The 17,953-nt window shown below is 63.6% G+C and carries 17 protein-coding genes and 1 riboswitch; of the genes, 10 read left to right on the top strand and 7 right to left on the bottom strand.

The window, feature by feature from the left end; genetic code table 11:
• Positions 1-97: 97 nt before the first annotated feature.
• From C8J33_RS14915 to C8J33_RS14885, 7 genes are all read left to right on the top strand, one after another.
• Complete coding sequence (locus C8J33_RS14915) at positions 98-484, top strand: DUF4345 domain-containing protein (protein ID WP_110729870.1); 387 nt, start codon at positions 98-100, stop codon at positions 482-484.
• A 255-nt stretch (positions 485-739) separates the two neighbouring features.
• Positions 740-1,300, top strand: a complete 561-nt coding sequence (locus tag C8J33_RS14910) for a F0F1 ATP synthase subunit delta (RefSeq protein WP_110735712.1) — start codon at positions 740-742, stop codon at positions 1,298-1,300.
• A complete protein-coding gene (gene atpA, locus C8J33_RS14905; RefSeq protein WP_110729871.1) occupies positions 1,300-2,829 on the top strand; it encodes a F0F1 ATP synthase subunit alpha in 1,530 nt (509 codons plus the stop codon). Before C8J33_RS14910 ends, atpA begins: the two co-directional genes overlap by 1 nt.
• Before the next feature lie 49 nt (positions 2,830-2,878).
• On the top strand, positions 2,879-3,760 hold the full coding sequence (locus C8J33_RS14900; protein WP_132664768.1) for a F0F1 ATP synthase subunit gamma: 882 nt from the start codon (positions 2,879-2,881) through the stop codon (positions 3,758-3,760).
• 23 nt (positions 3,761-3,783) lie between these two features.
• A complete protein-coding gene (gene atpD / locus C8J33_RS14895) occupies positions 3,784-5,244 on the top strand; it encodes a F0F1 ATP synthase subunit beta (RefSeq protein ID WP_110729873.1) in 1,461 nt (486 codons plus the stop codon).
• A 100-nt stretch (positions 5,245-5,344) separates the two neighbouring features.
• Positions 5,345-5,749 carry a F0F1 ATP synthase subunit epsilon gene (locus tag C8J33_RS14890; protein WP_132664767.1) on the top strand — a complete coding sequence of 135 codons (405 nt, stop codon included), beginning with the start codon at positions 5,345-5,347 and terminating at the stop codon, positions 5,747-5,749.
• Between the two features lie 239 nt (positions 5,750-5,988).
• Complete coding sequence (locus tag C8J33_RS14885; protein ID WP_132664766.1) at positions 5,989-7,416, top strand: mannose-1-phosphate guanylyltransferase/mannose-6-phosphate isomerase; 1,428 nt, start codon at positions 5,989-5,991, stop codon at positions 7,414-7,416.
• 15 nt (positions 7,417-7,431) lie between these two features.
• Here the strand turns inward: C8J33_RS14885 and C8J33_RS14880 are convergent, their stop codons facing one another.
• Positions 7,432-8,562, bottom strand: coding sequence for a saccharopine dehydrogenase family protein (locus C8J33_RS14880; protein WP_281024620.1), 1,131 nt, complete (start codon positions 8,560-8,562; stop codon positions 7,432-7,434).
• A gap of 89 nt (positions 8,563-8,651) precedes the next feature.
• Here C8J33_RS14880 and C8J33_RS14875 point away from each other — a divergent pair, with 89 nt between their 5' ends.
• On the top strand, positions 8,652-9,083 hold the full coding sequence (locus tag C8J33_RS14875; RefSeq protein ID WP_110729962.1) for an Lrp/AsnC family transcriptional regulator: 432 nt from the start codon (positions 8,652-8,654) through the stop codon (positions 9,081-9,083).
• Between the two features lie 97 nt (positions 9,084-9,180).
• On the opposite strand, the gene ppa is transcribed toward C8J33_RS14875, so the two are convergent.
• Together ppa and C8J33_RS14865 are read right to left on the bottom strand one after the other, a co-directional pair.
• A complete protein-coding gene (ppa, locus tag C8J33_RS14870; RefSeq protein ID WP_092930802.1) occupies positions 9,181-9,714 on the bottom strand; it encodes an inorganic diphosphatase in 534 nt (177 codons plus the stop codon).
• A 152-nt stretch (positions 9,715-9,866) separates the two neighbouring features.
• Complete coding sequence (locus tag C8J33_RS14865; RefSeq protein WP_132664764.1) at positions 9,867-10,373, bottom strand: GNAT family N-acetyltransferase; 507 nt, start codon at positions 10,371-10,373, stop codon at positions 9,867-9,869.
• Between the two features lie 457 nt (positions 10,374-10,830).
• Here C8J33_RS14865 and C8J33_RS14860 point away from each other — a divergent pair, with 457 nt between their 5' ends.
• Entirely contained in the window at positions 10,831-11,697 is an 867-nt protein-coding gene (locus tag C8J33_RS14860) for an RNA polymerase factor sigma-32 (protein WP_110729879.1), read from the top strand.
• Between the two features lie 76 nt (positions 11,698-11,773).
• Here C8J33_RS14860 and C8J33_RS14855 read toward each other — a convergent pair whose 3' ends face one another.
• From C8J33_RS14855 to thiB, 4 genes are all read right to left on the bottom strand, one after another.
• The gene (locus C8J33_RS14855) at positions 11,774-13,294 is read right to left on the bottom strand and encodes a M48 family metalloprotease (RefSeq protein ID WP_245292319.1); all 1,521 of its coding nucleotides are present in this window, start codon (positions 13,292-13,294) and stop codon (positions 11,774-11,776) included.
• A gap of 263 nt (positions 13,295-13,557) precedes the next feature.
• Positions 13,558-14,307: a thiamine ABC transporter ATP-binding protein gene (gene thiQ / locus C8J33_RS14850; RefSeq protein ID WP_132664763.1), complete on the bottom strand. Its 750-nt coding sequence runs from the start codon at positions 14,305-14,307 to the stop codon at positions 13,558-13,560.
• Positions 14,304-15,956, bottom strand: coding sequence for a thiamine/thiamine pyrophosphate ABC transporter permease ThiP (gene thiP, locus C8J33_RS14845; RefSeq protein WP_132664762.1), 1,653 nt, complete (start codon positions 15,954-15,956; stop codon positions 14,304-14,306). Before thiP ends, thiQ begins: the two co-directional genes overlap by 4 nt.
• Positions 15,957-15,963: 7 nt before the next feature.
• Entirely contained in the window at positions 15,964-16,932 is a 969-nt protein-coding gene (gene thiB / locus C8J33_RS14840) for a thiamine ABC transporter substrate binding subunit (protein WP_245507196.1), read from the bottom strand.
• Between the two features lie 94 nt (positions 16,933-17,026).
• Positions 17,027-17,156: riboswitch (TPP riboswitch) on the bottom strand.
• Positions 17,157-17,302: 146 nt separating this feature from the next.
• Here thiB and C8J33_RS14835 point away from each other — a divergent pair.
• Positions 17,303-17,953 (top strand): thiamine diphosphokinase, encoded by a 651-nt coding sequence (locus C8J33_RS14835; RefSeq protein WP_132664760.1) that lies wholly within the window; start codon positions 17,303-17,305, stop codon positions 17,951-17,953.

Raw genomic sequence — 17,953 nt, 5'->3', positions numbered from 1 at the left:
GCCTTCGCCGCGCCCGATTCCCTTCCGTGCCCACTTGGTCTAAATCTCCGCGGACCGGCGCGCGGCCGGACGATGACAGGCGCATGGGATCGCGGCGATGGATCTGTATATACCGACCGAGACCGGCGAGTTCCTCGCCTTCCTCAGCGCCGTGGCGACCTGCGTCATGGGGCTGTTCTTCCTCTTCGCACCGGGCCTCTCGTTCCGGGCCATGGGGCTTTCGCTGCGGGAAGGCCGGCGCGGCGGCTATGCCGAGGCGCGCTCGACGCTCGGCGGCTTTCCGCTCGGTCTCGGCCTCGCCGCCATCGTGCTCGCCCAGCCCATGGTCTATCTCGCGCTCGGCTCGGCCTTCGCACTCGCCGCTTTCGGGCGCATCCTGTCGATGCTGTCGGATCAAGGTAACACGCTCGTGAACTGGCTCTTTGTTCTCGTGCAAATGGTGCTGGCCATCCTGCCATTGGCCTATGTTTTCGGCTTCCTCTAGGGTCGAGACCCCGCTTTACACCTCGCCGAGGCCATCACACTCCCGCTTTTGGGCAGAATTTGGCCCAAGGTTGGTGCAATCGCTCCCCTCGCGTGTTGCGAGTCCAATTTTCCTATGCTAGACGAACCCCGACTTCGTGGGGGAGCCGGGCCTGTCAGGCCAGGATGTCCTTGAGGATATAGCAACAAATTCAATGTGTTCGGTTTTCGGTTCGTCCGAAGATCGCTCTTGGATCATAGCAAGAGAAGCGCGCTCGTGGCAAAAACGTCCGACCATATTTCCGGTGTTGCAGAAAGATACGCGTCGTCGCTTTTCGATCTGGCGCAGGAAGCCGGCTCGGTCGAAAACGTGCAGGCCGATCTCGATCGTTTTCAGGCGATGATCGACGACAGCGCCGATCTCAAGCGCCTCATCCTCAGCCCGGTCTTTTCGGCTGAAGACCAGTTCAAGGCGATCTCCGCGATTGCCGAAAAGGCCGGTCTCACCGGTCTGGTTGGCAACTTCCTCAAGGTCGTCGCCCGCAATCGCCGTCTCTTCGCCGTCCCGGGCATCGTCCGGTCGTACCGCGAGACGGCCGCCCGCCATCGTGGCGAAGTTTCTGCCGAGGTCACCTCGGCCCATGCGCTGAGCGATCAGCAGCAGACTGAATTGAAGGCGGCGCTCAAGGGCGTCACCGGCAAAGAGGTGGCGATCAACGTCACCGTCGATCCGTCTATTCTCGGTGGTTTGATCGTCAAGGTCGGGTCCCGCCAAATTGACACTTCCCTTCGCACAAAGCTCTCGAGCCTTAAGCTTGCACTGAAAGAGGTCGGCTGATGGATATCCGCGCCGCGGAAATTTCCGCAATTCTCAAAGATCAGATCAAAAACTTCGGCCAGGAGGCTGAGGTCTCCGAAGTCGGCCAGGTTCTGTCCGTCGGTGACGGCATCGCCCGCGTTTACGGTCTCGACAACGTCCAGGCGGGCGAAATGGTCGAGTTTCCCGGCGGCGTGCGCGGCATGGCGCTCAACCTCGAAGCCGACAATGTCGGCGTCGTCATCTTCGGCTCGGACCGGGCCATCAAGGAAGGCGACACCGTCAAGCGGACCGGCGCCATCGTGGACGTTCCGGTCGGTCCAGAGCTGCTCGGCCGCGTGGTCGATGCTCTCGGCAACCCGATCGACGGCAAGGGCCCGATCAACGCAACGCGCCGCTCGCGCGTCGATGTGAAGGCTCCTGGCATCATTCCGCGCAAGTCGGTGCATGAGCCGATGTCGACCGGCCTCAAGGCCATCGATGCCCTCATCCCCGTCGGCCGCGGCCAGCGCGAGCTCGTCATCGGCGACCGCCAGACCGGCAAGACCGCGATCATTCTCGACGCGATCCTGAACCAGAAGGCCATTCACGACAGCGGCCCGGAAAGCGAAAAGCTTTTCTGCGTCTACGTCGCCATCGGCCAGAAGCGCTCGACCGTTGCGCAGTTCGTCAAGGTGCTCGAAGAGCGCGGCGCCCTGCAGTACTCGATCATCGTTGCCGCTACGGCCTCCGACCCGGCTCCGATGCAGTATCTCGCACCGTTCGCCGGCTGCGCGATGGGCGAATACTTCCGCGACAACGGCATGCACGCGCTGATCGGCTATGACGATCTGTCCAAGCAGGCCGTTTCCTACCGCCAGATGTCGCTGCTGCTGCGCCGTCCGCCGGGCCGCGAAGCCTATCCGGGCGACGTGTTCTATCTGCATTCGCGCCTTCTCGAGCGCGCTGCCAAGCTTTCGGACGAAAAGGGCGCCGGTTCGCTGACCGCTCTCCCCGTCATCGAAACGCAGGGCAACGACGTTTCGGCGTTCATTCCGACCAACGTGATCTCGATCACGGACGGCCAGATCTTCCTCGAAACCGACCTGTTCTACCAGGGCATCCGTCCGGCCGTGAACGTCGGCCTCTCGGTCTCGCGCGTCGGCTCCGCCGCGCAGGTCAAGGCGATGAAGCAGGTTGCCGGTTCGATCAAGGGCGAGCTTGCGCAGTACCGCGAAATGGCAGCCTTCGCACAGTTCGGCTCGGACCTCGATGCCTCGACGCAGCGCCTGCTCAACCGTGGTGCGCGCCTGACCGAACTTCTGAAGCAGCCGCAGTTCTCGCCGCTGAAGACGGAAGAACAGGTTGCGGTGATCTTTGCCGGCGTCAACGGCTACCTCGACAAGATCGCCGTCAACAAGGTCGGTCCTTTCGAGCAGGGTCTGCTGTCCTACATGCGCTCCGAAGGTAAGGGCGTGCTTGACACGATCCGCACCGAAAAGGCGATTTCGGACGACACCAAGGCCAAGCTGAAGGCGGCTATCGACGCTTTCGCGAAGACCTTTTCCTGATCGTCTGCTTAAAGACGCACCCGCAGACGCTACCTAGGACGGATACTGGATGCCTTCTCTTAAGGATCTGAAGAACCGGATCGCCTCCGTCAAGGCGACGCAGAAGATCACCAGGGCGATGAAAATGGTCGCCGCGGCGAAGCTTCGGCGTGCGCAGGAGGCGGCCGAGGCCGCCCGGCCGTACTCGCAGCGGATGAGCATCGTCCTGTCGAACATCGCCCAGGCGGTCGGCACGGACGATAGCGCGCCCCTGCTGATGACGGGCACCGGTCGTGACAAGACGCATCTTCTGGTCGTCTGCACGGCGGAACGTGGTCTTTGCGGTGGCTTCAACAGCCAGATCGCGCGTTTTGCGCGCGATCACATCCGCAAGCTGCTGGCCGACGGCAAGACGGTCAAGATCATCTGCGTCGGCAAGAAGGGCTACGACATCCTTCGCCGCGAATTCGCTTCGCTGATCATCGACCGCGTCGATCTGCGCGAGGTCAAGAAGATCGGCTTCGAGAATGCCGATCAGATCGGCAAGAAGGTCATCGGCCTGTTTGAGAAGGGCGAGTTCGACGTCTGCACCCTGTTCTACTCCGAATTCAAGTCGGTGATCAGCCAGGTTCCGACGGCGCTGCAGCTCATCCCTGCCGCCGTTCCCGCAGCAGCATCGGCTGATGCCGGTTCTGCCGCTATCTACGAATACGAGCCGGATGCGGGCGAGATCCTGAGCGACCTCATTCCGCGCAATATTTCGGTCCAGGTGTTCCGGGCTCTGCTTGAGAACGTCGCGGGCGAAATGGGCGCGAAGATGAGCGCAATGGACAATGCCACGCGCAATGCCGGTGAGATGATCAACAAGCTGACGCTGAGCTACAACCGCCAGCGCCAGGCTCAGATCACCAAGGAACTCATCGAGATCATTTCGGGCGCGGAAGCGCTCTAAGGTTAGGACAAGAGGGTAAGAACATGGCTGATACAGCGACCCCGAACTACATCGCAGCGACGACCGCTGCCGTCGGCCGCGTCACGCAGGTTATCGGCGCTGTCGTCGACGTTGCTTTCGAAGAAGGCCAGCTGCCTTCGATCCTGAACGCGCTCGAAACCGACAATAACGGTTCGCGCCTGGTTCTCGAAGTGGCCCAGCACCTCGGCGAAAACGCCGTTCGCACCATCGCGATGGACTCGACCGAAGGTCTCGTCCGTGGCCAGAAGGTGTCGGACACCGGCGCCCCGATCACGGTTCCCGTCGGTCTGGAAACGCTCGGCCGCATCATGAACGTCATCGGCGAGCCGGTCGACGAAGCCGGTCCGCTGATCACGTCGGGCAAGCGCTCCATTCACCAGGAAGCGCCGTCCTACGTCGAGCAGTCGACGGAAGCACAGATCCTCGTCACCGGCATCAAGGTCGTCGATCTGCTCGCGCCTTACGCTCGTGGCGGCAAGATCGGCCTCTTCGGCGGCGCCGGCGTCGGCAAGACGGTTCTGATCATGGAATTGATCAACAACGTCGCCAAGGCACATGGCGGTTACTCGGTGTTTGCCGGTGTCGGCGAGCGCACGCGCGAAGGTAACGACCTCTATCACGAAATGATCGAGTCGGGCGTGAACAAGCATGGCGGCGGCGAAGGCTCTAAGGCTGCCCTCGTTTACGGCCAGATGAACGAACCGCCGGGCGCACGCGCTCGCGTCGCTCTGACGGGTCTGACGATCGCCGAACAGTTCCGCGACGAAGGTCAGGACGTTCTGTTCTTCGTGGACAACATCTTCCGCTTCACGCAGGCCGGTTCCGAAGTGTCCGCTCTGCTTGGCCGTATCCCGTCGGCCGTTGGCTATCAGCCGACGCTCGCAACGGACATGGGCCAGATGCAGGAACGCATCACGACCACGACCAAGGGTTCGATCACCTCGGTTCAGGCCATCTACGTTCCCGCCGACGACTTGACCGACCCGGCGCCTGCAACCTCGTTCGCCCACCTAGACGCAACGACGGTTCTGTCGCGCTCGATCGCCGAAAAGGGCATCTACCCGGCCGTGGATCCGCTCGACTCGACCTCGCGCATGCTCGACCCGATGGTTGTCGGCGAAGAGCATTACGAAGTTGCCCGTAAGGTGCAGACGACCCTGCAGCGCTACAAGTCGCTTCAGGACATCATCGCCATCCTGGGCATGGACGAACTGTCGGAAGACGACAAGCTGTCGGTCGCCCGCGCCCGCAAGATCGAGCGCTTCCTGTCGCAGCCGTTCTTCGTGGCCGAAGTCTTCACCGGTGCGCCGGGCAAGCTGGTCGCTCTCGAAGACACGATCAAGGGCTTCAAGGGCCTCGTCAACGGCGAATACGACCATCTCCCGGAAGCCGCCTTCTACATGGTCGGTTCCATGGATGAAGCCGTCGAAAAGGCCAAGCGCCTGGCTGCTGAAGCCGCTTAATCGAAGCGAATAGCGAATAGGGAGTAGCGAATAGGGATAGGTGAATATTTGCGGGACGGTTTTCTCAACCTATTCGCTATTCGCTATTCGCTGAATTGATATGGCTGATTTCAAACTCGAGCTCGTTTCCCCGGAACGTCTGCTGCTTTCCGAGCAGGTCAGCGAAGTCGTCATTCCAGCAACGGAAGGCGAGATGACCATCATGGCCAATCACGCACCGACCATGACGACGATCAAGCCGGGCGTCATCACCGTGAAAACGGCGAGCGGCGAGACGAACCGCTATGTCGTGTTCGGCGGCTTCGCCGACATCCTGCCGACCGGCTGCACCGTTCTTGCCGAATCGGCCGTGCCGGTCAGCGAATTCGATGTCGCGCTCGTAGAGCGCCGGATCGAGGCGGCCCGTGCCGAACTCGACCAGCCGCATCACGGCGACGAGCACCGCACGAAGATCGAAAACTTCCTCTCCGAGCTCACGCAGCTCAACGAGACGGTCTCGGGCTGACCGAGACGACGAAAACCGGCTTCGGCCGGTTTTTTTATGTCCCTATTCCGGCCATCGGGAATGGGCATATGTTACGCCTGTCTGTCACCTTAGGCAGACGGACGATGGACATCCGTTTTAACAGCAATATACCTCCGTTAGCGCTTGTCGAACGCGCTCGAGCGAGCGAGCATCAGCAACGGGTTGCGAAAATGCTTGCACGCAAGCTCAATGCCGCGGAGGCAGGGAAGGACATGGTAATGGCTGCAAAGATCGTCCCGGTGATCATGGCCGGCGGCAAGGGAACGCGGCTGTGGCCCTTGTCCCGCTCGACCGCCCCGAAGCAGTTCCTGCAGTTCCTCAGCGAGCACTCGCTGTTCCAGAAGACGTTGCAGCGCGTCTCGGATCCGGAGATTTACGAGCCCGCCGTCATCGTGACCAATGCCGCGTTCCGATTTATCGTCGCCGAACAGGCGCAGGCCGTCGGCGCGCGTCTGTCCTCGATCCTCCTAGAGCCGGTTGCGCGCAACACGGCGCCGGCACTGGCGGCTGCAGCCTTCGTCGTGGCCCGCGATCATGGCGACGAAGCCATCATTCAGGTGCTGGCTTCCGACCACGAAATCGATGCGAACGAGACCTATAACGATTGCATCCGGCTTGCGCGCGATACGGCGGCGGCTGGCATGCTGGTTACCTTCGGCATTACACCGACCGAGCCGGCGACGGGCTATGGCTACATTGAGACCGGTGAGGAGCTTGCCGGGGGTGCCCGGACGGTTGCGCGATTCGTCGAGAAGCCGGACCGGGAGAAGGCCGAGGCGCTGCTGGCAACGGGCCGCTATCTCTGGAATTCCGGCATGTTCATGCTGCCGATCCGCCTTTTCCTCGCCGATCTCGCAACGTTCGCGCCGGAGGTGCATGCCAGCGCGCGCGCGGCCGTCGAGGCTTCGCGGCGCGATCTGGATTTCGAGCGGCTGGATGCGGAGGCCTTTTCGCAGGCGCCGGATATTTCGGTCGACTACGCGGTGTTCGAACGCACGGCCCATGCAGCGGTTGTTCCCTCGTCTTTCCCCTGGTCGGATCTCGGCAGCTGGGACTCGGTCTGGGCCGTTGGGGAGAAGGATGCCGCGGGCAACGTCGTTGGCCAGAAGGCCAGTGTTTCGGATACCCGCAATTCGCTGGTTCTCTCGCGCGACATTCATGTATCCGTCCATGGCCTCGATGATATCGCCGTCATCGCCAGCGAGGATGCGGTCTATGTCGGCCGTCTTGCCGACAGCCAGAACGTTGGCCAGATCGTGAAGGCGCTCGCACGCTCGGAGGCGACCCGCAGCCTGACGGAGGTTCATCCGACCTCCTACAAGCCATGGGGCTCGGTCTCCTCGGTGCTCAGCGGCGAGCGGTTCGAGGTCAAGCGGTTGTCGATCGCACCCGGGCGCAAGATCTCGCTGCAGAAGCACTTCCACCGCTCGGAGCACTGGGTGGTGGTGAAAGGGACGGCGGAGGTGACGCTGGGCGACGAGACGCGGCTTCTCAACGAGAACGAGTCCATCTATGTGCCGCAGGGCGTGACCCATCGGTTGGCCAACCCGGGCAAGATCCCGCTGGAGCTCATCGAGGTCCAGACGGGATCCTATCTCTCCGACGACGACACGGTTCGCCTAGACGACGAGTTCGGCCGGCTCTGAGGCCGGCCTGGCAATTTAGCCTGCAAGCTTCTCGGTGAAGCGGCTGTCGGCATAGTGGCGGCCGAAGCGGTTTGCGAGGAAGGCGTCGAGGGCGATGTCTTCCTGGCGGATAAACCCGGAGGCGGGCAGGTCGCCGGCTGCGAGCATGTCGAGCACGGCGCAGATGCTGGCGGCCGTCGTGATCTGGATCGCGCTCATCATACGGCCGGCAACGACGCCACTATAAATCTTGTTCGCATAGGTCTCCTGAACGAGCCGCCCATCGCGGTGACCGGACACGGTGACGAAGACGATGACCACATCCTGGGTGGTTGCCGGCAGCGCGTTCTCCAGAATGTCCTTCAGCACCTCGCGGCGGTGGCGCAGGCCGAGATCGTTGAGAAGCGCCTTCATGATCGCGGCATGGCCGGGATAGCGGATTGTGCGGTAGTTCAGCGTCCGCACGCGCCCGGCGAGGGTCTCGCAGAGCGTGCCGAGACCGCCCGAGGTGTTGAACGCCTCGTAGGTGACGCCATCGAGCGAGAATTCCTCGCGCTCCTCCAGCGCCGGCACCGCCGTCAGGCGCCCCTCGACGATGGCTTCGCAGGGCTCGATATATTCGTTGATGACACCGTCCGTGCTCCAGGTCAGGTTGTAGTTGAGCGCATTCGATGGGTATTGCGGCAGGGCGCCGACGCGCATGCGCACGCTGTCGAGCGTGTCGAAGCGGGCGGCGAGATCCTGCGCAACGATGGAGATGAAGCCCGGTGCAAGGCCGCATTGCGGGATGAAGGCGCTCGTTGCCCCCTTGGCCAGCGTCTTGACCTGGCGCGTGGATTCCACATCCTCCGTCAGATCCAGATAGTGGACACCGCAGCGTGCTGCGGACGCGGCGATATCGACCGTGAGGTGGAAGGGTGCGGCACTGAGGACGGCGAAAGCGCCTGTCAGCAGCGCGTCCATCGCGGTGGCGTCGGCGATATCGACGGTTCTGACCGACAGCGCGGGATGCGTTCCGAGCCGCGCCAACTGCTCCTCGCTCCGGTCGGCCACGATGACGGCATAGTCGCCGGAGGTCGCGAGCAGATGTGCAATGGTGGCGCCGATCTTGCCGGCTCCGATGACGATGATGGTTTTCATGTTGTTCCCCTTCTCGAATTTCCGCACAGCATGCACCGGGACGCTGTTGTCCAGAAGCGCCGATCCGTGCAAAAGAACGCATCAGATTCGGCATTTCGCCGAGAGGATTGGTCGATATGAGCATCACCGACAGCGACCGCAGCCTTCTCGCGCTGCTCAGCGAGAATGCGCGCATGCCGACGGCCGTGCTGGCTCGAAAGCTCGGGCTCTCGCGGACCACCGTGCAGGCACGGCTGGAGAGGCTGGAGCGGGACGGGGTGATCACCGGCTATGGCGTGCGCCTCTCCAGCGACTACGAGCGCGGGCTGGTGCGGGCGCATATCCTCATCACGCTTGCGGCTAGGGCGTTGCCACGGGTGACACGCGATCTGGAAGCGATGCAGGCGGTGCGCATCGTCCATTCGGTCAGCGGCAGCTTCGACCTGATCGCCATCGTCGAGGCGGCGTCGATCAGTGCTCTCGACCTCGTGATCGACCGGATCGGGACGATCGAGGGGGTGGAGAAGACCCTGTCATCGATCGTGCTATCCACGCGGATCAGCCGCTGACACCATGTCGTGGCTTCCGGCTGCAGCCTGAAATCCCGCATGAAAAAAGCCGCGTCCCGTGCAGGACGCGGCTTTCGAAATGTCGATACGGCAGACCTTACTTGACGGTCTTTGCGCGCTCGATCGCTTCGACGATCAGCTGGCGGGCGACGGTCGCGTCCTTCCAGCCGAAGATCTTGACCCACTTGCCGGGCTCCAGATCCTTGTAGTGTTCGAAGAAGTGCTCGATCTGCTGCAGCGTGATTTCCGGCAGGTCTGTATATTCCTTGACCTTGTCGTAACGCTTGGTCAGGTGCGCGCTCGGCACGGCGATGATCTTTTCATCCTTGCCGGAATTGTCTTCCATCATCATCACGCCGATCGGGCGGACGTTGATGACACAGCCGGGGACGAGCGGTCGCGTGCTGGCGATCAGGACGTCGATCGGGTCGCCATCGTCGGACAGCGTATGCGGTACGAAGCCGTAATTGCCCGGATAGGTCATGGGCGTGTAGAGAAAGCGGTCGACGACGAGCGTGCCGGCTTCCTTGTCCATCTCGTACTTGATCGGATGGCCGCCAACGGGAACCTCCACGATGACATTGATGTCTTCCGGGGGGTTCTTTCCGATCGAGATTGCGTCAATACGCATGAAGCCTCCATGCTCCTGAAGTGGGACTGACGTCCGATAAAGCCAAACCTGCCGTTGTGCAATATCAGCGGCGGTCTGAAGCGTTCATTTGTAGGCAAAGAGGTTAAAGAGCGGCCCTTTTATCGATTTTAGAGCTTTGTCGGCAGTGCGCGTCAGCTCCAGAGATAGCCGATCTTCTTCAAGCTCTTTCCGCCGAAATCCTCCATGCCTTCGCAGGCGTCGCGGCCGCCGGCATTGCGGAAGAAGCGATCGGCCTGCGCGCTGTCCTCCAGGCACCAGACGACGAGGCCGCGGCAGCCGAGCGATTTCAAGAGGCTGCTCGCCTCGCCGAAGAGGATGCGGCCAAGGCCGATGCCCTGATATTCCGGGCGGAAATAGATCTCGTAGACCTCGCCTTCCTGCGGCAAAGCGCGGGAACGGGACAGACCGAGCGTTGCATAGCCGGCAATGACGCCGGCGACTTCGATGATGAGAAGCGTGGAGGGTCCGCCGGTTGCCTTGCGCCACCAGTTCGCATTGCGGCGATCGACCATCTGGTTCAGCGGGCGATGGGGGATCAGGCCGGAATAGGTGTGCAGCCAGGAAAGACGATGAACCTGCGAGATTTCGGCGGCGTCTCTCGGCAGGCCGGGGCGCACTTCGATGGACAATGTCTTCATATTGCGCGTGTCGACCCTGTCCGTCCCATCTTCGTCACACCGTGGCATCATGCCCGGCAGAGACGAAATTAACGGTATTTTAACGAAATCGGCAAGCGCGAATTCGCGCCGCACACAGAAGCATTGCTTCGGATGATGACCTGTCAAAGGCGAGGGGAGCAGTTCACGAGGGGTGTCCGTCGCCCCGATTTCCGGTGCGCGCTCACAAATTCGCTTCGACGCGGCACATCAGCGTTGGCGGGCGGAACTTTTGTGAAAAGCAGGCGTTATGAAACGTCCGATCGACTGGCCAAGCGCCCGGTTGGGCCCAGATCGAACCGATGTCCATCCACTTGGCGTCGTCTCATACAACAGAATTAGGGCGTCTCGATTGCAGGTCAAGTCTTTCACCCTCGCAATACCGTCTCCCGAAGCTCAAGCCCGGAGGCACGGTCGCGTGCCCGTCATGGAGTAGCCGATGAAAAATCTTTCTGCAGACAGGCGCATGATCAAGATTGCCATGGCGGCTCCCTATCTGGAGCGGGGCGAGGAGCAGCTTCTGGCGCAGGCCTGGAAGGATAATCAGGACCAGGACGCGCGTAACAAGATCGCCATGGCGCATATGCGTCTCGTCATCTCCATGGCCGCGAAGTTCCGGCACTTCGGCCTGCCGATGAGCGATCTGGTTCAGGAGGGCCATATCGGTCTTCTGGAAGCGGCCGCGCGTTTCGAGCCCAGCCGCGATGTTCGCTTCTCGACCTACGCAACATGGTGGATCCGCGCTTCCATGCAGGATTACGTACTGCGCAACTGGTCGATCGTCCGCGGTGGAACCTCCTCAGCCCAGAAGGCGCTCTTCTTCAACCTGCGGCGCCTGCGTGCCAAGCTTGCTCAGGGCAACAGCCAGCTGACGGCTCGTGCGGTGCATGAAGAAATCGCCTCGGCCCTCGGTGTCAGCCTTGCGGACGTGCAGACGATGGATGCCCGCCTCTCCGGCAGCGACTCCTCGTTGCAGGCTCCCATCTCTTCGGGTGATGCCGACAGTGGCGAACGCCTCGACCTTCTGGCCTGTGCTGCCCCCCTGCCGGACGAGCAGGTCACCGACATGATCGATCAGGAACGCCGCAAGACCTGGCTCGGTCATGCGCTGGAGCAGCTGAACGATCGCGAAATGAAGATCATCCGCGCCCGCCGCCTGTCGGAAGACAGCGCGACGCTCGAAGAACTTGGCGCCGATCTTGGAATTTCCAAGGAACGCGTCCGCCAGATCGAAACGCGGGCCCTGGAAAAGCTGAAGGTTGCCCTCGTCGCCCAGGCCCCGGAGCTTGCCCTGACGGCACACTGAAGTCGGTCAACGACAGCCGCATACGAATAACCCCGCCACACCGGCGGGCTTTTTCGTGTCTGCCTTGGAGACGGGTCTACTCCGAAATGATCTTGATGCGGTCGCCGGGTTTGATGGTGGAGGTGATCTGTAGGGCGTTGATCAGGCGGAAGAGATCGAGCTTGCGGTCGGTGCCCATCATGCGGGCGGACAGGGTCGCGAGCGTATCGCCGGGGCCGACGGTGATCACCCGGATGCGGAGCGGCTTGAGCGCTGCGGCCTCCTGCGGGCTCATGCGGCGGAAGGATTTGCGCAGAACGTCGGCCGTCGGTTCCAGCGACGGCATGCCCTTGGGCACCGCGGTGAGGAACCGGTAGATCTGGGTGTCGATGCGCAGCACCGTCACGTCGAAATCCCAGCGCTCGGCGGAGGCGCGCGCGGTCGCCGCTTCCAGACCGTTGATGGTGATGGCGTGGATCGTTTCGGGCTGCAGGCCGGTGACCCAGCCGCTCGCAATATAGTCGGTCAGGCTGCGACGCTGGGTGTCGGCCACCCCATCGAAGCGGATGGCGATCTCGCCGGGGCCGGTGGCGAGCACCGCTTCGGCCTTATTGTCGATCTGGAAGCCTGCCGGCACGTCGAAGCGAATGCCGAGCTTGCCATGCAGGAACGTCTGTCCGCGGACATAGCCCTCCTGCGGGCTGTCGCCGTAGAGCAGGCCGTCGATGCCATCGAGGAAATAGTCGCGGCCGCGGTCGCCCGTCGTGCCCTCGGGGCCGAAGGCGCGCGCATGGCGACGGGCCAGTTCCACGCGCTGCGGCGCGTTCGGGTGGCTCGACAGGAAGTCCATGCTCTGGTCGGTGTCCGGATCGACGGAGGAGAACCGGCTGTAGGCGGCCATCGCATCGAGAAAGCGTGCCGCGGCATAGGGGTCGTAGCCTGCTTCGCCCAGCATGCGCACGCCGATCACGTCGGCCTGAAGCTCCTGGTTTCGCGAGAAGGCCGCGAGCCGCAGCTTGCCGCGGGCGAGCGCCTGCTTGCCCGCGAGGTCGCTCGAGAGAACCTCGGAGACGACGCGGCTGGCGATGACTTCGGCTTCCTCGCGCTGCTGGCGCTGGATGCCGTGATTGGCGGTGACGTGCGCCATTTCGTGCGAGAGCACGGCGGCGACCTCGGAGGCATCGTCGGCGAGCGCCAGCAGCCCGCGCGTGACGTAGAGATAGCCGCCGGGCAAAGCGAAGGCGTTGATGGCGGGCGAGTTCAGCAGCGTGATGCGATAGGACTGGTTGGGGTTCTCAGATACGGCCGTCAGCGCGCCGGTGATGCGGGCGACCAGTCGCTCCGTCTTCTCGTCCTTGTATTCGCCGCCATAGCTCGCGACGATTCGCGGATGTTCCCGGGCGCCCATCTGCGCGCGGGGATCGTTCTTCTGGACTTCATCGACGATCTGCGGCGTGGCGGAGGGGGAGACGCTCGGCTCGTAGCTCTGCTCGATGGCGCTCTGGCAACCGGCGAGCGCCAGCAGAGCGAGGCCGGCGACGGACGCGCGCAGGGTGCTTGCAATGCCACGGGCCGACAGATGCCCGCCGTTCCGCTCGTTCCGCTCGTTCACCGTCATGCCTCAGCCCATGTTCGCGTCCGGCGGCGTGCCGAACGCTCTTACGGCAGTTCCGGCAGAGCCACCCCACATCCTGAGATACGTGCAATCGCCCCGTTTCCCAGAGCCCGATCTAGCCTATTCGTGCCGCTCATGCCTACTGCATAATTCCGCAAAGCCTGGCAGTTTGCGGAAAAAAGCTGCCGCTCTCTTCCGTACCGGTCCGCCCCACCGCGGGTGCCACAGGCGGACGGTCAAATTGTGGCATGCGGTATCAAGGCGGTTCACGGGGCGGGTGAGCGTGCTCCGAGGAAGCGGGCGACCGCTGCCGGTTCGGTCCGGCGAAGGAACGCGTCGGCCTCTTCGTGGAGGGCGACCTTGCCGTCGTCGAGGAACAGCACGCGATCGGCGAGGCGGCGCACGTCATCGGCGTGGTGCGTGACGAGAAGGATCGTGCTGGCTTCCTTCTCCTGCAATGCCGCCAGCAGATCCCCCATTTCCTGTCGCAGTCCGGGGTCCAGCGCGGCAAAGGGCTCGTCGAGCAGAAGGATCGGGCGATGCCGCACGAGAGCGCGGGCAAGCGCCACCCGCTGCCGTTCGCCGCCCGACAGCGTCGGCGGCAGGCGCCGAGCAAAGCCCGCAAGCCCGACATCCCGCAGCGCCCGCTCGATCCGCTCCCGATCCTCCCCGTCAAGCTTCAGGGCGGGGCTGATGCCGAGGCCGACATTGGTTGCGACGTTGAGATGGGCGAAGAGATTGTGCTCTTGGAAGATGACCGAGACCGGACGGAGCGCCGGCGGGATCGGGGTCGCGTCCTCGCCCAGAATGCTGACGCGGCCTGCGTCCGGTGTCTCGAAACCGGCGACGAGGTTGAGCAGGGTGGATTTGCCGGAGCCGGAAGCGCCGGTGATCGCGGTGATCCTGCCGCTTTCGATCGCGGCATCGAAGAGGAGCGTTCGCGGGGCGGGATGACCGGGGAAGCGGACCGCGACGTTTTCAAGACGGACGGCGATCGTCGGGTCTGTCGTAGTCATGATGTGCGCTCCCTCAGGCTTTCGCGTGCGGTTCCGAGGATGGTGAGGGCGACGCAGACGATGCCGAGAAGCAGAGCGAGGCCGGCGGCATCCGTGGTACGGTAGCTGCCCACGCGGCTGTAGAGCAGGTAGGGCAGGGTGACCATGTCCTGCGATCCGAACAATGCGACCGCGCCGAGATCGCCCAGCGACAGGGCGGCGGCGAAGGACAGGGCCATCAACAAGGGGCGGCGCAGGCCCGGCCCGTCGACGAGCACGATGCGGGACCAGCCGGAAATGCCGAGGCTCGTCGTCAGGCGTCCGGTGCGGGCGGCGTGTGTTGCGATGGCCGGTGCCAGCACGCGGGTGACGAAGGGCAGTGCCATCAGCGTGTTGATAAGGGTGATGACGACCGGCGCGAAGCGGGCGACATCGCCGAGCGGGCGAAGCAGCAGAAACCATCCCGCCCCGATGACGACCGGCGGGACGAGGAGGACCAGCGACGTACCGGCGGCGACGCTGCCGGAAAAGACATGCGCGAAACGGCCCGGCCGGCGTGGCGACAGCAGGATCTGGCGCGTGGTCAGCATGGCGGTGGCCAGCGCAACCGAAAGAGCCGCCGACGCCGCGGCGATGCCGAGGCTGGTCGCGAGCGCCCGGTGGACCTGGGCGTCCAATGCCAATTTGGCGAGGTCGGAGGCAAGGCCCGAGACGAGGACGGAGGCGAGCGGCGTTGCGACGAAGAGGGCGGCGAGCGCGATGACAAGGATATCGGCGAGGATGGCGGTGCGAGACCGGCCATCGAAGCGGCGCACCGGCCGGCCGGTCGTGAAGCCCTCGGTTGCGGGCGGGGTCAGCCAGCGAAGGGCCAGAAGGAGCACGGCCGTCACCATGATCTGCAGCGCCGAGAGCGCGATGGCACGTGGGGGATCGAAGTCGAACCGCAGGGCCTGATAGATCGCGACTTCCAGCGTGCTCGCCGCCGGGCCGCCGCCGAGCGTCAGCACCAGCGTGAAACTGGTGGCGCACAGCATGAAGATAAGGCCGGCAATGCCCGACAGCAGGCCGCGGATGACCGGCCACTCGATGAAGCGGAAGAGCGAAAAACTGGATATTCCGAGATTGGCGGAGACAAGCCAGTATTCGCCGGGAATGCGGTCGAGCCCCGACAGCAGCAGTCTGACGGCGAGCGGCATGTTGAAGAAGACATGCGCGACGAGAATGCCGGCGAGACCGTAGATCGCGACAGGACGGTCAAGATCGAGCAGGGCGAACAGATCGTTGACGACGCCCTGCCGCCCCCAGATGCCGACGATGCCGAGGGCTGCGACCAGCGCGGGCAGGCCGAGCGGCAGCGCCATCAGCCTGATGATCCAGATCCGGCCGATAAAGCTTCGGCGCCGGGCGAGCGCCAAGGCCACGGGGATGGCAAAGGCGACCGACAGGAGCGTGGAGAGGCCCGCCTGGATCAAAGTGAAGCGGGCGACGCGCCAGACATAGGCGTCAAAGACAGGGGCGTCGAAGACACCGCTGGTATCCCTCGTGCCCGCCGCCTCGCCGGTCGCGGCCAGCGCGAGAGCGAGGATGGCGGCGCCGACGAACAGCGCGATGCCGACGATGCCCGCTACGCCGAGTGTCCGCGTCAGGCGGCGATCGCGACCGGCGGGCATGGGACGATCAGTTCCGGCTCATGGCGGCCAGCCATTCGTCGATCCAGGCCTTGCGGTTCTTGGCGACCTCCTCGGGGTTCATCAGGAAGGTCGTCTTTGGCTGGACCAGCTTTCCGAAAGCCTCCGGCAGCGGTTCGCTGGTGGTCGCCACCGGCATCATCCAGTTGGTCGTGGGCAGGATCGTCTGCGCTTCCGGGCCGTTGAGGAAGGCGAGGAAGGCCTTGGCGAGATCGGGGTCGCGTGCAGCCTTCGTCATGCCGGCCACCTCGATCTGGATATAGTGCCCCTCGGCAAATTCTGCCGCCTGATAGCGATCGCTGCTTTCGGCGACCATGTGATAGGCGGGCGAGGTCGTGTAGGACAGAACCATGGGCGCTTCGCCCTTGGTAAAGAGGCCATAGGCTTCCGACCAGCCGGGCGTGACGGTGAGGATGCGATCCTTCAGCTTGCTCCAGGCTTCGCTGGACTGGTCGCCATAGACCGACTTTACCCACAGAAGCAGGCCGAGGCCCGGCGTCGATGTGCGGGGATCCTCGATAACGATCTTTTCCTTACCCCCGCCCTCGACCAGTTCCTTGAGGCTTTTCGGCGGGGTCTTCAGCGTCTGCGTGTCGTAGACGAAGGCGAAATGGCCGTAATCATAGGGTACGAAGCTATCGTCCGAAAAGCCGCCGGGAACCTTCAGCGCCGAGGTGTCGAGGCCATGCGGGGCAAAGAAGCCGGTGGCCTTGGCCTCAGTGACGAGGTTTGTGTCGAGGCCGACGACGACATCCGCCTTGGAGGCCGGGCCTTCGAGCTTCAGCCGCGTAAGCAACTCCACGCCATCGGCGACGCTGACATAGGTCAGCGTGCAGTCGCAGGTCTTCTCGAAGCTTTCGGCGACCTTCGGGCCGGGGCCCCATTCGCTGGTGAAGCTCTCATAGGTGTAGACGGTCAGCACCTTCTTCTCGGCGGCTTGTACCCCGGTGAACATCATGCCGGCGGTGAAAAGCAGAGTGGTCGTGGTGGTGAAAAGCCATGTGCCGCGCATGCGCGCCTCCTTTAAAAATACGTGTTTCAAGGGGAGTAGCGCTTGCGAGCCGTCTAATCCCTCCGCCGGTGCTAGCCGGATCAGGTTCCGCGGGTTGGCTTTTCAGCCTCTCAGCCCATCTTCCCGCGACGAAGGATCGTCGCGTTAGAAAGGCACCCCGTTAGAGCACGCAAAGATCTAGACGCGGTCCCGCCTGTTGGCAAGATCCAAGGTTGCAGGATGCGCGGCGTGCCAACGCCCGTGCCCTCCCGCATCTTTAGGGCTTTTGCGTCCTTTGACCTTTGCCTCCGGGACGGCTTCGCGCTATGGCAGCGCGATGACCGCAACCGCATTCACCATCCTGCTCGGCGGGCCGCTGACGATGACCGACCGGCTGGCGTCGCAGCTGGCCGGCACGCGCGTCATCGCGGCCGATGGCGGCATGCGGCATGCGAGCGCCATCGGGCTGACGCCGGAGCTCTGGGTCGGCGATTTCGACTCGACACCGGATGCACTGATCGCGGCCTGGCCAAACGTGCGGCGCGAGCCCTATCCGCCGGCCAAGAACGAGACCGATGGCGAGATTGCGGTCGCTGCGGCGCGGATGCGCGGCGCAACGCGGCTCATTCTCGCTGGGGCGCTCGGCGGCGAGCGCAGCGACCATGCCTTTCAGCACCTGCTGCACGGCCTGCACCTTGCCGAGACCGGGCTCGACGTGCTCCTGACCTCGGGCGAGGAAGAGGCGGTGCCGCTGCTTCCCGGCGTCACGCAGATCGACCTGCCGAAAGGCTGCCTCTTTTCCGTGCTCGGTTTCGATGCGCTGAGCGATCTCTCCATTGCGGGTGCGCGCTATTCGCTCGCCCGTTTCGCGGTGCCCTTCGGGTCGTCGCGCACCCTTTCCAACGTGGCGGAAGGACCCGTGCAGCTGACGCTTGGCACGGGCCGCGCGATGCTTCTCGCCCGCCCCCTCGACATGACAGGAGCCTGA

The sequence above is a fragment of the Rhizobium sp. PP-CC-3G-465 genome (assembly GCF_004343445.1).
Classification (GTDB): Bacteria; Pseudomonadota; Alphaproteobacteria; order Rhizobiales; family Rhizobiaceae; genus Ferranicluibacter; species Ferranicluibacter rubi.
This window is presented reverse-complemented; position numbering and strand designations above follow the sequence as displayed.

Excerpts from the sequence above, each read along its gene's own strand:
- C8J33_RS14915 (WP_110729870.1), top strand. The coding sequence starts at position 98 with ATGGATCTGTATATACCGACCGAGACCGGCGAGTTCCTCGCCTTCCTC.
- C8J33_RS14855 (WP_245292319.1), bottom strand. The coding sequence starts at position 13,294 with ATGACGGTGAACGAGCGGAACGAGCGGAACGGCGGGCATCTGTCGGCC.
- ppa (WP_092930802.1), bottom strand. The coding sequence starts at position 9,714 with ATGCGTATTGACGCAATCTCGATCGGAAAGAACCCCCCGGAAGACATC.
- C8J33_RS14890 (WP_132664767.1), top strand. The coding sequence starts at position 5,345 with ATGGCTGATTTCAAACTCGAGCTCGTTTCCCCGGAACGTCTGCTGCTT.
- C8J33_RS14875 (WP_110729962.1), top strand. The coding sequence starts at position 8,652 with ATGAGCATCACCGACAGCGACCGCAGCCTTCTCGCGCTGCTCAGCGAG.
- C8J33_RS14885 (WP_132664766.1), top strand. The coding sequence starts at position 5,989 with ATGGCTGCAAAGATCGTCCCGGTGATCATGGCCGGCGGCAAGGGAACG.
- atpA (WP_110729871.1), top strand. The coding sequence starts at position 1,300 with ATGGATATCCGCGCCGCGGAAATTTCCGCAATTCTCAAAGATCAGATC.
- thiB (WP_245507196.1), bottom strand. The coding sequence starts at position 16,932 with ATGATGTTCACCGGGGTACAAGCCGCCGAGAAGAAGGTGCTGACCGTC.
- thiQ (WP_132664763.1), bottom strand. The coding sequence starts at position 14,307 with ATGACTACGACAGACCCGACGATCGCCGTCCGTCTTGAAAACGTCGCG.
- atpD (WP_110729873.1), top strand. The coding sequence starts at position 3,784 with ATGGCTGATACAGCGACCCCGAACTACATCGCAGCGACGACCGCTGCC.
- C8J33_RS14865 (WP_132664764.1), bottom strand. The coding sequence starts at position 10,373 with ATGAAGACATTGTCCATCGAAGTGCGCCCCGGCCTGCCGAGAGACGCC.
- C8J33_RS14900 (WP_132664768.1), top strand. The coding sequence starts at position 2,879 with ATGCCTTCTCTTAAGGATCTGAAGAACCGGATCGCCTCCGTCAAGGCG.
- thiP (WP_132664762.1), bottom strand. The coding sequence starts at position 15,956 with ATGCCCGCCGGTCGCGATCGCCGCCTGACGCGGACACTCGGCGTAGCG.
- C8J33_RS14860 (WP_110729879.1), top strand. The coding sequence starts at position 10,831 with ATGAAAAATCTTTCTGCAGACAGGCGCATGATCAAGATTGCCATGGCG.
- C8J33_RS14835 (WP_132664760.1), top strand. The coding sequence starts at position 17,303 with ATGACCGCAACCGCATTCACCATCCTGCTCGGCGGGCCGCTGACGATG.